General features: G+C 41.3%; 12 protein-coding genes and 1 tRNA gene. 4 read left to right on the plus strand and 9 right to left on the minus strand.

From position 1 onward, the window contains the following. Window positions 1–9: 9 nt before the first annotated feature. Window positions 10–381, minus strand: a complete 372-nt coding sequence (locus tag HC175_RS01285; protein WP_235942493.1) for a response regulator transcription factor — start codon at window positions 379–381, stop codon at window positions 10–12. Further along, the gene (locus HC175_RS01290) at window positions 368–4,426 is read right to left on the minus strand and encodes a CheR family methyltransferase (protein WP_168136706.1); all 4,059 of its coding nucleotides are present in this window, start codon (window positions 4,424–4,426) and stop codon (window positions 368–370) included. The genes HC175_RS01285 and HC175_RS01290 overlap by 14 nt, the downstream gene beginning before the upstream one ends. 704 nt (window positions 4,427–5,130) lie before the next feature. Here HC175_RS01290 and HC175_RS01295 point away from each other — a divergent pair. Beyond that, complete coding sequence (locus HC175_RS01295; RefSeq protein WP_168136707.1) at window positions 5,131–5,829, plus strand: DUF2490 domain-containing protein; 699 nt, start codon at window positions 5,131–5,133, stop codon at window positions 5,827–5,829. A 206-nt stretch (window positions 5,830–6,035) separates the two neighbouring features. On the opposite strand, the gene HC175_RS01300 is transcribed toward HC175_RS01295, so the two are convergent. The 6 genes from HC175_RS01300 to HC175_RS01325 form a co-directional block, all read right to left on the minus strand. Next, window positions 6,036–6,112: transfer RNA gene (locus tag HC175_RS01300), tRNA-Pro, on the minus strand. 168 nt (window positions 6,113–6,280) lie between these two features. Continuing rightward, on the minus strand, window positions 6,281–7,156 hold the full coding sequence (locus tag HC175_RS01305; RefSeq protein WP_168136708.1) for an ester cyclase: 876 nt from the start codon (window positions 7,154–7,156) through the stop codon (window positions 6,281–6,283). A 57-nt stretch (window positions 7,157–7,213) separates the two neighbouring features. Beyond that, a complete protein-coding gene (locus HC175_RS01310; protein WP_168136709.1) occupies window positions 7,214–7,675 on the minus strand; it encodes a hypothetical protein in 462 nt (153 codons plus the stop codon). Window positions 7,676–7,816: 141 nt separating this feature from the next. Beyond that, complete coding sequence (locus tag HC175_RS01315; protein WP_168136710.1) at window positions 7,817–8,635, minus strand: helix-turn-helix domain-containing protein; 819 nt, start codon at window positions 8,633–8,635, stop codon at window positions 7,817–7,819. Between the two features lie 236 nt (window positions 8,636–8,871). Beyond that, complete coding sequence (locus tag HC175_RS01320; RefSeq protein WP_168136711.1) at window positions 8,872–9,819, minus strand: cation diffusion facilitator family transporter; 948 nt, start codon at window positions 9,817–9,819, stop codon at window positions 8,872–8,874. Further along, window positions 9,816–10,244 (minus strand): transporter substrate-binding domain-containing protein, encoded by a 429-nt coding sequence (locus HC175_RS01325; protein ID WP_168136712.1) that lies wholly within the window; start codon window positions 10,242–10,244, stop codon window positions 9,816–9,818. Before HC175_RS01325 ends, HC175_RS01320 begins: the two co-directional genes overlap by 4 nt. A gap of 239 nt (window positions 10,245–10,483) precedes the next feature. Between HC175_RS01325 and HC175_RS01330 the strand changes: the two genes are divergently transcribed. From HC175_RS01330 to HC175_RS01340, 3 genes are all read left to right on the plus strand, one after another. Then, the gene (locus HC175_RS01330) at window positions 10,484–10,699 is read left to right on the plus strand and encodes a hypothetical protein (protein ID WP_168136713.1); all 216 of its coding nucleotides are present in this window, start codon (window positions 10,484–10,486) and stop codon (window positions 10,697–10,699) included. Window positions 10,700–10,766: 67 nt separating this feature from the next. Beyond that, entirely contained in the window at window positions 10,767–11,138 is a 372-nt protein-coding gene (locus tag HC175_RS01335) for a hypothetical protein (protein WP_168136714.1), read from the plus strand. A 135-nt stretch (window positions 11,139–11,273) separates the two neighbouring features. Beyond that, a complete protein-coding gene (locus HC175_RS01340; RefSeq protein WP_168136715.1) occupies window positions 11,274–12,164 on the plus strand; it encodes an arsenite methyltransferase in 891 nt (296 codons plus the stop codon). A gap of 522 nt (window positions 12,165–12,686) precedes the next feature. On the opposite strand, the gene HC175_RS01345 is transcribed toward HC175_RS01340, so the two are convergent. Further along, window positions 12,687–14,831, minus strand: a complete 2,145-nt coding sequence (locus HC175_RS01345; RefSeq protein WP_168137117.1) for a glycoside hydrolase family 97 protein — start codon at window positions 14,829–14,831, stop codon at window positions 12,687–12,689. Window positions 14,832–14,936 lie beyond the last annotated feature (105 nt).

Here is a 14,936-nt window from a genome sequence, read left to right on the forward strand (position 1 = left end):
TGCTAAATTTTACCCAATTATTGTTTTGATTTTCGAAAGCAGGTCATCCATTTCAAATGGCTTGTAGATAAAATCATCAGCCCCGGCAGCTTTACAGGTTTTATCGGCATTACTAAGGGCAGACATCATTAAAACAGGAATATGCTTCGAAGTCTCCGATTCCTTCAACTTTGAGCATATCTCGGTACCATCTACTCCAGAAAGGCGCATATCCAGCAGAATAAGATCAAAATGCTCTTCGGCGACCTTATCTTCTACCTTTTTAGGGTTATTAACTACAATGGCTTTATAACCACTAAACTCCAGTAATGTCCGCAGCATCTCTCCTATACTCACGTCATCATCCACAATGAGTATCTTTTTTACATTATTTTCCATCATTCTTCATTTTATTACAACTTACAGGCAGGGTAAAAGTAAATTCTGAACCTTTACCTGGCTCACTTATTACATTGATGTATCCGCCATGCCTAATAACAATTTCATTTGCCAGGAACAGCCCTATCCCAAGACCAGAATATGTTTCTTCATTCTTTCCTTCAACTCTGTGAAACCTTTTAAAGATCTCTTTTTGATCTGCATGTGAAATGCCTATTCCCTGATCCTTTACACTAACTCCAACTTCCCCTTTCAGGTTTTTAAAAGTCTTTACAACGATCCCTTTTTCGTTAGGAGAATATTTGATCGCATTGGTGATAAAATTAATGATCACCTGTCCAATGCGGTCTTTATCTGCATGCACCACACATTCTTCGTCTTCCTCAACGCTAATATTATGATCGATCTCAGTTCTATTGATGTCCTGCACGGTCTCGGTTACAAGTTCATTGAGACTAAAGATCTGTTTCTTGAGCTCCAATCGATTGTCTTCAATTCTCGAGACATCGAGCATTTCAGAAATTAACCGGGTAAGCCTGCTTACCTGGTCATCTATCCGTTTTAGGGAGGATTTCAAGGGAAGACTGCCAATGGAATAACTGCTCTCCTGCTCCAGAAGGTTGAGCAGCAGTTGCACATAACCTTTGATCGATGTTACCGGAGTTTTTAATTCATGGCTCACCAGCTGAAGAAAGCCTTCTTTCCTGTTTTCTTCCTCCTTGATCTTTTCGATCTCTGTTGTTGCAGCTATCCATTTCTTTACTTTCCCGGTATCATCCTTTACAGGAACAGCCCGACTCAAGTGCCATTTGTATTCTCCTTTTCGGTTAAGGCACCTCATTTCTACTTCAAAATCACTTCCGGAAGCAAGACAGGCTTTCCATGACTCCACCACCTTTCGTCGTTCATCGGGATGAATGATCTTGATCCAGCCAGAATCTTTTAGTTCCTGTAAATTCAACCCGGTGTATTGTAGCCAGCTGCGGTTATAGTATTCGACATTTCCTACGGGATCTGCATAACTTACCTTTTCAGGTATGAGCTCGGCCAGCTCTTTAAAATGTTCCCTGCTTTTAAAAAGAGCCTGCTCTGCCTCCTTCTGAAGCTCAATATTTGTGCTGGAACCAAACCATTTTATGATCTCCCCGTCTGTACTAAAAAGCGGCAAGGCCTTAATGAGAAACCAGTTATAGGTGCCGTTAGCACTTTTAAGGCGACATTCCTGAGCAAAAGATTCACCAGATTCCAAAGATCTTCTCCAGCTTTTCAATACCTTCTGAAGGTCATTATGATGAACAAAATCGCTCCAGGCATCTTCAATTTTCTGTGAATGTTCAAAGGAAGAAATGCCCGTATACTGCTTCCACTTACTGTTGAAATATTCAAATTCTCCTGCCGGATTTGTTATCCATATGAGCTGCGGAATGGTTTCAGCAAGCAGTTTGAACTTGATCTCGCTTTTTTCCAAAGATTGCTCGGCCAGTCTTTTGTCTGTAATATCACCAAAGACAAGAAGTATCAGTTTTTCACCTCCTTCTTCTCTCACGATCTCCCGTGCATTCAGGATCATGGTCCTTTCGCCAATGTCTGGAAATTCCTGAGTGATCTCATATCCCGAGATACTCTTCTTCTCAGCGAGGACTTTCTTTAGCAATTGTTCCAGCTCCGGCTCTTTCCATTGTTTTTGACCTAAAGTAAGGATGGATCTGTTCTCCATTTCCTCCTCATTAGTCCTAAAAATCTTGTAAAACAGGTGATTTGCGCTCTTTATCCTTAAGTTCTGGTCAATAACTACCCAAGGCTCCCTCACCGTTTTAAGAATATCAACTGCAAAATTTCTTGCCGTGGTAAGACTTTTATTCATACTCACCAGTTCCTGATATAGACTGGTAAGCTCTTCATTGGTGCTCTGTAACTCTTCCTTACTGGTTTCCAGTTCCTCATTTAGCGTTTGCAATTCTTCACTGCCGCTCTGCAATTCTTCATTTGCACTCTGCAATTCTTCATTCGTAGCTTCCTGGTCTTCGGTGATGCTGCGCATATCTTCGCGGGCCTGCGTTAGTTCCCTCTTCAACTGCTTTATAAGAAGGTCCTTCTCATCCTGCTTATTTTCTGAAGGCGCTGTATCATAGGCTTCAAATCCCTGAAATCCCATCGCACCTGCCTGTGCCATTGGATCATGAAAGAGGATAAGATAATAGGGTTCAGCAAGATTAGGTAAAGGGATCGCTTCTATAGAAATTATTCTTTGTTTATTCCCGTCCTCAATTGGAATATTTTCTTTTGTTACTGCATCCCCACCTTTTTTGGCATGATGTACCAGGCTCCTTAGCTCAAAAGCAAGCCCTTGTTTTGCCATTTTTAAGAGGTTAAGATTCGGCTTGCCTGCCTGTGGTTCCAGGTAAGTACCGGTACGGCCCCTAAAATGCACAATATCCATAGCCTCGTCGATCACTACCCCGGCTGGAGTGTACCGGCTTAAGATGATCTCATCTGCAGTACGCTGAAAATCGGTTCTCGCGTTTTCTGCCTTAAAAGTTTTTCCGAAGTTTCTGAATTTATCCTCTCTTGCCTGGCTTGCCACCTGCATAAATCTACCCGGTCTATCCTTCGGAATAAAGATCTTTTGATGCTTTTCTGACTGATTGAATAATTCGGGCGCATTATTCGTTGTTTCAGATTTGCCTAAAATAAGATAGCCTTCTTTATTTAGCGCGTAATGAAAAGTGGTTATGGCTTTCTTCTGAAGGTAGGGTTGTAAATAAATTAGGACATTTCTACAGGTGATGATATCCATCTTTCCGAAGGGCGGATCCTTTAGAAAATTATGAGAAGCGAACACACATAACTCCCGTACCTCTTTCTTAATTTGAAATTTACTGTCAACTTTGGTAAAAAACCTGTCAATATATTCCGGTGCCAAGCTGTCAACTTCGCTCCTGGTATAGATGCCGCTACGTGCTTTTGCAATGGCCTTCTCGCTGATGTCTGTACCAAAAAGCTGCACTTTTAGAGGAAAACTTTCTTCAGAATTTCGCTCCTGCAAATAATCAATAAGACACATGGCAATTGTATAGGCTTCCTGACCTGTACTGCAACCTGCAACCCATATACGCACAGGTTCCTTTTCATTTTTGTTCTCAAGTACCTCTGGGAAGATATCATTGCACAGGACTTCAAACAAGTCCTTGTCTCTAAAAAATTCGGTGACCGGGATCAATAGATCCTGGTGTAAGATATCTTGTTCCTGCTGGTTTCCTCTCAACATCTCCAAATAAGCAGCGGGATTATCTGTACTGCTTAAAGCTATTCGTCTTAAGATCCTTCGTCTAATGGTAGTTTGTTTGTAATAAGTGAAATCTGTGCCTTTCCTTATTCTCAATAAAGCCAGTATTTGCTTATATACCTGTTGATTTTCATGGTCGGTCTCTTTATGATTCCACACATCTGCATAGAGATGATGCACCACTTCCATGATCCTTGGAGGAATATCCCGTGGTGGAAGTGTAAAATCTACCACACCTTCCATATTGGCACTTTTAGGCATGGAAGCATATTCTGCTGTTTCCTCACTTTGACTAAAGGTAATTCCTCCACTGTCTTTAATAGCCTTTAGACCCGCTGTACCATCACTGCCCTGTCCCGTTAAAATAACTCCAATGGCGTGTGACTGATAAACCTGCGCCAGCGATTTAAAAAAAAAATCTATAGGCAGGCTCTTCTCCTTATCTGCATGTTTCGGCATTGGGGTGAGATGTAATTGTCCCTCGTTGGAGATCAACATATTATTGCTGGGAACGATATATACATTATTAGGTTCTACAGTAATGCTGTCCTCTATTTTTAAGACGGGAATGGCGCTGCATCCCTGGAGCAGCTCGGGAAGCATGCTCTCGTGGCTGGGATCAAGATGTTGTACCAGAACATAGGCCATATTAGAATCTGGAGGAATGGCCTGGATAAATTCCTTAAAAGCTGCTAATCCTCCGGCCGAAGCACCTACCCCTATAACAGGAAAAATATTATCAGATTTTTTAAGGGATGCCATATTTCTTAAAATGTTATTTTTTGACATGAACTACCGTAATAAAGTTTCGCTTCACCGCCAGGATGGCCTGGAGCAGAAAAAACACAAGACCCTTCCTATCCATCGTTAATATGGAAAAAAAATATTCCTTTTCAATTAAACATGAACCATTAACAGCGGGGGAGATCTTTATTTACTAATGTAAAATAAAAGTTAATTAAATTTCACTATCGCTGCAGAAAAAGAAAAGAATATTTAAAAATAATAGCAAGTAAAGGACGTAGGTTAAAAAAACGAAAAACTAAAATCGCCACAACTCAGGTGTAGCCAAAGTCTTGCAGACAAACATCAGATTTTTAAGGTCCCCCTGCGCAGCTAATTTTCCTTTTCCACATATTTTACTGTGACAGGCTTTATTTCTTCCGAAGGCTCCTCTTCCTCAAAAACCTTTATTACAGAGATTTTTTAGAACTTTTATGAGACATTTCATTTTCAACGTCTTCACCAGAAAATACTGAGGTTAACAAAAAGGTAAAAACAGCAACAATAACTATTTCCATTTATCAAGAATATTTGATGAGAAATAAGGTTGCCGTAGGGAAGCAGCCCAAATGTAGGCATTAACTTTTTATTGATAAAATAGAGACAAATAAATTTTTAAACTGCAGCGGTATTTGTTTTTCAGCATTCCACCAAACACGACTGCAACAGCCAATTTGTTTTATATGAACCATCTCAAGACCGGCAACAAGCTTATTTTCAAATTGTTTTTGTCTGCAGGCATATTCATTCTGTCACAAAACGTCCGGGCCCAGAATTCAAAAACCTTGTTCTATGAAAATGAATTCAGCCTTTCAATACCGCACAAGGAACTTTGGTCAATAGACGTGGGATTAGGAAATCGAGGTATGCTGTTGACCAGCCACGAAACAGAAAAAAATAAAGGTTACCAACATGAACATGTGGAAGTCAACAGCTTTCTCAATTATGAGATTCACAAGCCAGTCACGCTGAGCCTAGGCCTAAGATATCGTCTTAGAGATTATTTTGACCCTTCTGAAACCAATGAATTCAGAATCATTGAACAACTGGAAATAACTCCCTCTGCCTCTTCCCTTCCCCTTTCTCACAGAATACGACTAGAGCAGCGATTCAGAGAAATTCTTGTGCACAGATTAAGATATGCAATAGATGCGTCATTTCAGCTTCACAATGGCATCACCGTAGTGGCAGGGACAGAATCCCTGTATGCAATTGCCGCTTTGGCAAAACCTGAAGCAGAACAGCGGTTTGCGTTAAGTCTGGAAAATCCGCTTTTAAAAGACCTTGAACTGGAACTAACTTTGGAATACAGGATGGAAGATCTTCTGCGGAACCTCGCTCACGAATTTTTTCTTATCACCGGGATCACCTTATCGCTCTAGACTTACAGTTCCTGAAAAAACATTTGTAAATAACATTTTTGACACCTAAGACAGATGTGCTGGCGCCCTCATGAGTTGAAGATCTCAAAGAAAGAGGTGCCGAAAATGGCATTTTTGGAAGGTTATTATTTTTCCCCTTTGGTCCAAAAAATACACCCGGCAAAAGCTGAAAATAAAAAAGCGATGCTTTCGCATCGCTTTTCTCCTGGTCGGGATGACAGGATTTGAACCTGCGACCCTACGCCCCCCAGACGTATACGCTACCGGACTGCGCCACATCCCGAATTGGAACTGCAAATTAAACAGCTTAATTGCAATTTTCAAAGGGAAAAATGGCTTTTTATCCAATCTCCTTACCACCTCAGTAAGCTTCAGTTCGAAAAACTGATTCGTCTTCTGAAACAAGGAAAAGGATCATCATCCTGCTGTGGTTTTCATTTTTTAGTTCATTTTACTGTTTACTGGTTTCAGCCAGGGTTCTTGTGTCGACATATTGTTGAAAAGCAACCACCTTCCCGTTGTGGACGGTCCATAAATGTGCAGCCTGCACATCGTATTGCTTTCCTCCTTTCCATTTCCCATCATAGCGCAAGGTAGCCAGTACCTTGTTATTGCTCATCTCATGGAGCTCGATCTCCTTCAGTTTAAAATATTCATGGTCTTCCCCTATTCGGCTAAAGACCCCTTTTAATACAGCATCTGGCCCCTGGTAAGGATTCCCATCGGCATATTTGTTTCCTTCAGCTTCATTCCAATTAACCGAGGGATCCATACCTGCAAGTACAGTAGGCACGTCTCCGGCCATAAAGGCATCATAGAGAGAATTAATAAGGCCTATGTTATTCGGCTCGCTCATGAGGCCAAGTTGCTGCATAAAGATCATACTGTCCATAAAATCATGCTCCTGGACAATTTTACCATTTTTCATTTTTACCAGGGTGACACCTTCCACATCTACAACTTTTCCGGTAGCCGGAATTCCGAAGAAATCACCCGTGTGTTTTCCCTTGAATCGCCAGTGTTTCACCAATTGATCCCCCTGTCCAAAAGCGTCAATTACCCTGAACTCAATATTGGAAAACCCTGTTAGAAAGTTCTGATAATATGCCTTGAAGTTCTGAATTCCCACCACGTTCTCCGGCTGACTTATCATGACGATGTTTTCATCAAAATTCGTGGCGTTGATCTGGTCGATTTGACCTTTGTTGATCACCTTATCCCAGGTGGTTTTGTACATCTTGAGATTCTGTTCCACCCGATTGTCCTGTGCATCAGCTGTGGACAAGCTGAAAATAAACAGGACAAATAAAAATATTGCGTTTTTCATTTATAAATATTTAGTAATTACTAAGTCTTCAAAAAAGAGATTTTTGAGCCTTGTTTTTCATTCTCTGAAGCCAACCACTTTGTCGTTTTTTACTAACCAGTAATGCTCAAAATCATGAGAAATGAAATCACATTCGGCAGGCTGTCGGCCGTTTACAATCCCTGTGACCAGCACTTCCTTCCTGTCTGTTGTTTCAAATCGAAGATCCTCAAATAATACAGTGGTCCAGCCACTTTGCATGATACTCGACATATTAATTTTATACCTGGAAATTCCCCTTTTTGACACCTCAGTTTGTTTCCAGTTGATTTCTGAAGTCAGGGCTTGCATATCTTCAACACTCCGATTTTTATCCTGAAGCATTTCATAGATCTCATTTACCAGAATATGATTTTTGTCTGCCATCTCCTCTGAAGTGATCGCTATAACACGTTGCTTCTGAAGGTTCTCCTGCCCACGTAGCCCTTCTGGCAGACTTACCAGGAAAAACAGAAATATGAACGTATAGCATATTCGCATAGCAATGGATTTTTTCAGAATAACGAGGGGGAAGATGTAAAAAGAAAATAAAATTACCACCAGACATTTAAGAAATATTGTACAGATGCGACAAACTTATTCGCACATAAAAAAAATATTATCAAGCAAACATCTAAAATACTATCTATTCAGCAGATAATTAATGAAATCCATATCTAACTTCACCATGCTGTTGGGAGAAACCTGCAGATATTCCTTCACATATCTCGACATGTGAGATTGGTCGAAATAGCCTGTTTGATTAGCGAGCTGCGTCCATGTGATCTCAGGATGAGTCTCCAAAAAGTTAAGCAGACACTTGAACTGATAGATCTGGGAGTAGACCTTAGGAGTTAATCCCACCTTTTTCCTGAAGTGACGCTCCAGCGTTTTTCGAGAAAAGCCAGTGTTTTGTTCAATTTCACTTATGCTTACATTTCCGTTTTTGTTGTGAATATAATCGAGAATGGATTCAAAATGGTCTTGCTGAGGTTCCGCTTTAATTCTTTTGCTGAAGAATTCATCTAAGATCTCAATTTGTTCGGCTTTCCCGGGCTGAGAAATAAGACGCTCCCAAAGCAAGTCTGCCTCCTCATTGCCTACTATTTCACCCAGGATCTTAGAGTCATTGGTAAGCTCCGAAAGATCATTTCCAAAGAGCCGATGCATCCCGGTAGGTTTAAAAAAGACGAGTATTGATTTTACCTCTCCTCTCATCTCTCCATAGACAGGACTGGTAACCTGGCCCGTGGCAACTGCACTTTCAGTGAAGAAATCCCGGCCGTCGATTTTACATGAAACCTTTCCGTGATTACTTCCAACGTTTATAATGAAGCCACTTAGAGCTAAGGGAGGTGAAAAGTAAGGATGAAATTCTCCTTCGGGAATTTCTATAACTCCATATGAAGCTATATACTCCTGAAGTGCAGGTGCTGGAAGATAGGTCTCAGGTTTAGGCATATTACAATTTAAAGCAGTAGGATTAGATCCATAAATAGTGGAACAATAAATACTCTTACTACTTATGATTGCAGGCACACCTGGGATTGTTCTAAGGTACTAAACATATTTGAAATTACTGCATTTCAGTGCGTTATGGATACAGGCCCACATGTAGAAGATCCTTCTATTTCTGCATTGAGAGAAAGAAAGGATTCAAGAAAGGCTTTAATGGCAGAAGAAGATCCTGAATTTGACTACCATTTAGGAAGTTCCTTTACCGGATCTATAGTAAAATCATGTAATTTCCAGTGCATTTCCTTGATCTCATCATAGCCCTGGATCAATTTATCCATATCTAATTCGCCTTTGGGCACCACAGCAATCTGACCGAAATAAACTTGTCCTGCTTCTCTAAATCGCACTTTTGCCTCTTTTACCCAGGGCCAGGATTTGACCCTGTTAGAAACATCTATGATGATCTCATCTTCATGTTCGGTTAACAGCCGTTGTGGATAACGATCCATAAGGTCAAGGGCTGCAGTTTTTGTATGTTTAAATCCATCTTTAAGAATAGATGCCGAGATAAAAATAGCCGCAACAGAATCTGCCCACCACAATCCCATTCCCACTCCAAGGATACCGAGAATGGCTGCAAGTGCTGTAAGATAATCTGCCTTTTGCGCACTGGCATCGGTGTAAAGGAGCTTATTGTGCAGTTTCTTGGCCATTGGAACCTTCTTTTGACCAAGCCACATTGCCGGTGCCGCGCTGTAGATCAACGCTGCTATCATGATCCAGCCCATCCATATTGTATAGCCAAAGATCTGCATGTGGCCTATGGTAGGATGTTCTTTTTTTATTAACGTCATGCTCGAATCAAAAACAAGAAAAAGACCCATCCCCAGGAGTGCGACGGCGCCTACAAGAAAAGCAATGGAAAAGACCCGGTGATATCCAAAGGGGAATTTGTCATTGGGCGCCTTGCTATTGATCTTACTCGCAATAAGAAATCCAGCAGAGGGTATGATGCTCAATACATCTTCAAGCCATGCTGTTTTCATGGCCTGGCTGGAGCCTAAAACCAGGTACATAAGTATGGTGACAGAGACAAGATAAACCAGGGTTATCCACTCCAGCTTCTTTGCCTTTTTAAGGGTTTCCCTTAAATGTGGCGGAAGTTCAAAGTCTTTGATACTTCTCATCCTTTTTTCTTTTTACTGAAAATATACCTCTCGAGCCGTTCCAGGAGCTTATTCTCCCCGCGGGGAATAAGGAAAACATGTCTGCTATCATAAGGGGTGGACAAGCCAGCCTTCTTTTTCCAAATAGTCTTTTTTTCCATTCCCCCGGCAACAATATGGAGATGATAATTGTGAAGCTCCTTAACAAGCTCACTTTCTGAACCTCTGGTGAATTCCAGTTGCAAACCTTCCCGTGCTGCAAATTCTCTCAACATTTTCACTTCGCTTCCAGAGGCTTCCTTTCCTTCAAAGATCACATAAGGAGGATTCTCTACCAGCCCTACTTTAAGCCCAGTGCTTTTGGCTTCTTCAAAGGAACCTTCAGGATCCTTTGGAAAAGTGCAGGAACCGAGAAGCAAACAAAAAAGAAGTAGGATAATTCTCATACTACAAGTTACCTAAAAGGACAGCAGTAGCAGCTGAGACAGGGTTAAGATTTTCCTAAACCTCCACTCTTTTACCTAAAAAAGAATGAACGCATCCAGACTTGAGCAGGCTAAACAGGGGCTTCTGTAACAATATTCATCTCAAATTTTGCTCGCTTTTTGATTTCTAGTTAAACTATCCCAAAACTAAAAACATCTTAGCAGCAATTTCTTAATTTGAAAGCACAAAATCAATAAAAATGAGATCTGAAGAGATTTTTGAAACAGTAAAATGCCAAGTTAAAAAACTTAATAAAAAGGAGAAAATACGATTGTGTTCCAAGATCATTCCGGAATTCGACCTGGTATTGAAGACTCGGAAAAGAGGGCGAAGCAAAAGTCTGGAACAAGCAAAGGAGAAACTTTCGAAAGATTTTTACTGGGCACTTTTTCAGGAGCAACAGGAACTACGCTAGTGGGATCTATTTCTCAAAAACGGCTGAGGCCGGTATTTATAAATATAACGCTATAAATGCAGCAACATTGGAGACAATTAGATATTTCTACAGGGTCGAAATGATCACACATAGACCTGCAGCCGAAGATAAGATCACTGTATTAAAAGAAGTAAAAGAAGAAGACCTGCATCTTTCAAGGTTACTGGCAACAAAATGTTTTCTTGATGAGAGTCAGGAGCTCAAGGGAAAATATTCCCCCTCTGGATTTGATACCTACGACACAAGGAAAGGCGTAGGATTTAACTACCAGCTCCTGTTAGTTGATACTGAAACAGAAGTGGAATATCTTATTGAAACCACTATGGAGCATGCAGGAGACCAGCTCACTGCCATGAGAAAAGAGGAAAAAGCTATTTTCTTTAAGCTTGGCCTCGACGATGAAATTCTTGCACTTTAAGAATTGATCACATTTATAAATTAAGCCTCCTCTCCCGTTTGGATGGAAAATTTTTAGGGGAAGAATCATCTTCGTATTTCTTTTTATCGTAATATTGCTATAAAGCATTTACGTTTAAATTTAAGACCTTTTATTATGAAAAAAGAACAGGACATAAAAGCTGCTGTGAAGGAGCGTTACTCAAAGATTGCAAAACAAGGTAAGGCCGAGAATGCCGCCTCCTGCTGTGGCGCAACTACACCCTCAAACAAAGTCTATAACATCATGATGGATGACTACTCTGGAACTAGAGGTCATGTTGAAGATGCAGATCTCGGTCTAGGCTGCGGATTACCTACTCAGTTTGCAAAAATCAAATCTGGAGATACCGTAATTGATCTAGGCTCGGGTGCCGGGAATGATTGCTTTGTAGCCCGTCATGAAACTGGTCAAGCTGGTAAAGTAATTGGAGTAGATTTCACTCCCGAAATGATAAAGAAGGCTCGAATAAATGCTGAAAAACTTGGATACAATAATGTTGAGTTCCGTGAAGGGGATATAGATGATATGCCTGTCAGCGATAATTTGGCCGATGTAATTGTAAGTAACTGCGTTCTAAATCTCGTGCCAGACAAACAGAAGGTAATTTCCGAGATCTACCGGGTTCTGAAACCAGGAGGCCATTTTAGTATTTCTGATATCGTACTGCTGGGAGAATTACCTGTATCTCTGAGAGAAGACGCCGAAATGTACGCAGGCTGCGTATCGGGTGCCATTCAAAAAGAGGATTATTTGCAGTACATCAAAGACGCAGGTTTCCAGAATCTGCAGCTGCAAAAGGAAAAACCAATCACTATTCCCGATGATATTCTCGAAAAATATCTTTCCCAGCACGAAATTGATGAATTTAAAAAAGGTAGCACAGGCATTTTCAGCATCACCGTTTACGCCGAGAAACCTGGAGCTATGAAAGAAAAGCCAAACCTGAAAATGGCTGAATTACAGGTTGAAGGAGCATGCTGTGAACCTAATTCGGGGTGTTGTTAATCGTCCTGCCGTCAGTTCGAGTTACTTTTTCTGAGCAATAGGGGAAAAAGAAATGCTCCCGTCAGTTCGAGTGATTTCTTTTAAAGCGAGAGCGGAAAAAGAAATTGTATCGAGAACAGAGGCGTAGCCGGGGACCGTCGATCGGCATACAAATCTGCCACTGCTGTCGCAGTTCCAGATTCACTTGGTTCTCGATATAAATTGATCCTGCTACCGCAGTCTCAATTCACTCGAACTGACGGTATCACTACAAAAAGATTATACTCTGCCATGGCAAAGTCCCGCCATCAGTTCGAGTGATTTCTTTTAAAGCGAGAGCGGAAAAAGAAATTGTATCGAGAACTGAGGCGTAGCCGGGGACCGTCGATCGGCATACAAATCTGCCACTGCTGTCGCTCACTCGGTTCTCGATACAAATTGATCCTGCTACCGCAGTCTCAATTCACTCGAACTGACGAGCACTTTCACAAAAAAAGCAGGCGATAAACCGCCTGCTTTTTTGTCATTTTTGAAGCATATAAACTATAACTTCTTCAAGCCTTTTGTCTCAGACTTATCTGCTTCCATAATGCTTATCGCATAACCACCTCCCGGCGCAGAACGCTGAGAAAGCTTCGACTTGTTGTTCACCACCACTTTCCTGATGTTATAAGCCTGCGGATTATCCTTATAATGCGCATCCTTTGTATCTGAATAGATCGTCGCCACGTAGGTCTTGCCTTTTTCGAGGAAATCAAGGTTGATCTTTGAAGTTCTCGGCGTCTCCCCGTTCACGTTTCCAACAAACCAGGTGTTAGTGCCTTTTTCTTTTCTGGCAATGGTGATGTAGTCTCCTGGCTCGGCCTCAAGGTATAGACTCTTTTCCCAATCCATTCCAACATCTTTGATAAACTGAAATGCATCTGGGAACCGCTCGTAATTTTCAGGAAGATCTGCTGCCATTTGCAGCGGAGAATACATAGTTACATACAAGGCCAGCTGATTAGCGATTGTAGAATTCACCCACGATTCATTATTGGGGCTGAATTTGCTGATGTCCATTTCAAAGATCCCAGGCGTGTAATCCATTGGTCCCCCAATTAACCGTGTGAATGGAAGTACTGTTACGTGGTTCGGTTTCGAACCTCCAAAAGCCTGATATTCTGTTCCTCTTGCCGACTCATTGGCAATAAGGTTGGGCCATGTACGGGCAATACCCGTTGGTCGTACAGCTTCGTGTGCATTGACCATGATCTCATAATCGGCAGCTTTTTCGATGGCATACTGATAATGATCCACCAGCCACTGACTATAGTGATTCTCTCCTCTTGGTAGAATGTCTCCTACATATCCGCTTTTTACAGCATTATAGCCGTTGTCTTTCATAAATTGATATGCAGCATCCATATGGCGCTCATAATTCCTTACAGAAGAGGATGTCTCATGATGCATGATCATCTCCACTCCTTTGCTCTTGGCATAATCTCTTATCTCTTCAAGGTTAAAATCTGGATAAGGAGTCATAAAATCAAAAACATAATCTTTTGAGTTTCCAAACCAGTCTTCCCAGCCCACATTCCAGCCTTCTACCAGCACCCCATCGAAACCATGCCTGGCAGCAAAATCTATATAACGCTTCACATTTTTAGTAGTTGCACCATGTGTAGCATTTGGCGTTGCGTTTTCAAAATCTGTTTCACCCAGCTTTACGGCAGCAAAGTCATTGGTAAAATGCCAGGAACTTTTCCCTGTGATCATTTCCCACCACACCCCAATGTACTTCATTGGCTTGATCCACGAAGTATCTTCCAAAGCCACGGGATCATTAAGATTGTAGGTCATTCTCGAAGCCAGGATCTCACGGGCATCATCACTAACAATGATCGTTCTCCAGGGGGTTTGGCCTGGAGCGATCATATAAGCCTTATTCCCGGTAACATCTGGAGTTAGCCATGAAGTGAATATCATGTTCTCATCATCCAGCTCCAGGTGCATAGCCGAATAATCAAGTAGTGCTGCTTCGTGCAGGTTGATATACAGCCCATCATCGGTTCTAAGTAAAAGGGAAGTCTGTACTCCGGTATCCGAAAAAGAGGTTTGAGAAAGGTTATCTGTAATTGACTCTTCCATTAGGCCTCGAATTTCACTTAACCGGGATTCGGTGTAATCATATTCCTGGGTATCGTAGTCTCCTGGAATCCAGAAGGCAGTATGATCTCCTGTCATGGCAAATTCGGTTCTTTCATCTTCCACTATGAAATGTCCCAGGTTTTGTTGCTGCGGAAATTCATATCTAAAACCTAGTCCGTCATTAAACACTCTGAACCTAATGATCATCTGCCGGTTTGTTGATTTTTGATTCAGTATTACGGCAAGTTCTTTATACTGATTCCGTATCTCGCTTTCTTCTCCCCACACCGGTTCCCAGGTCTCATCAAAACTAGACTCTTCACGCTCGATCACTTCAAAATTGTTAAGCAGCGAGTGCTCATCATCTTTTAATTTGAGCCCAAGTTTACTGGTTTTAATGACAGGTTTTCCCTTATATGTAAGGTTATAGGCAGGAGTGCCATCTTCCATAAGTTCAAATTGCATTTGCATCTCTCCATTGGGAGAAGTAACTTTTTGAGCCACTGCTACTGCGGAAAAATTCAGCAAACAAATAGCTAGTATCAATAAATTCTTCATTTTCATTTCTGAAATAATTTTACTTAAGAACACAAATATAAGCTTCTTGAAACGATGTTTCCCAAACAAAAAAGGCAGGTTAAATTTCCTGCCTTGCTCAAATTT

This window comes from Salinimicrobium oceani (genome assembly GCF_012037645.1).

What these genes read in the sequence shown, in the direction of transcription:
- HC175_RS01345 (WP_168137117.1), bottom strand. Translation starts at nt 14,831, where the DNA reads ATGAAGAATTTATTGATACTAGCTATTTGTTTGCTGAATTTTTCCGCA.
- HC175_RS01295 (WP_168136707.1), top strand. Translation starts at nt 5,131, where the DNA reads ATGAACCATCTCAAGACCGGCAACAAGCTTATTTTCAAATTGTTTTTG.
- HC175_RS01310 (WP_168136709.1), bottom strand. Translation starts at nt 7,675, where the DNA reads ATGCGAATATGCTATACGTTCATATTTCTGTTTTTCCTGGTAAGTCTG.
- HC175_RS01290 (WP_168136706.1), bottom strand. Translation starts at nt 4,426, where the DNA reads ATGGCATCCCTTAAAAAATCTGATAATATTTTTCCTGTTATAGGGGTA.
- HC175_RS01315 (WP_168136710.1), bottom strand. Translation starts at nt 8,635, where the DNA reads ATGCCTAAACCTGAGACCTATCTTCCAGCACCTGCACTTCAGGAGTAT.
- HC175_RS01320 (WP_168136711.1), bottom strand. Translation starts at nt 9,819, where the DNA reads ATGAGAAGTATCAAAGACTTTGAACTTCCGCCACATTTAAGGGAAACC.
- HC175_RS01330 (WP_168136713.1), top strand. Translation starts at nt 10,484, where the DNA reads ATGAGATCTGAAGAGATTTTTGAAACAGTAAAATGCCAAGTTAAAAAA.
- HC175_RS01325 (WP_168136712.1), bottom strand. Translation starts at nt 10,244, where the DNA reads ATGAGAATTATCCTACTTCTTTTTTGTTTGCTTCTCGGTTCCTGCACT.
- HC175_RS01305 (WP_168136708.1), bottom strand. Translation starts at nt 7,156, where the DNA reads ATGAAAAACGCAATATTTTTATTTGTCCTGTTTATTTTCAGCTTGTCC.
- HC175_RS01340 (WP_168136715.1), top strand. Translation starts at nt 11,274, where the DNA reads ATGAAAAAAGAACAGGACATAAAAGCTGCTGTGAAGGAGCGTTACTCA.
- HC175_RS01285 (WP_235942493.1), bottom strand. Translation starts at nt 381, where the DNA reads ATGATGGAAAATAATGTAAAAAAGATACTCATTGTGGATGATGACGTG.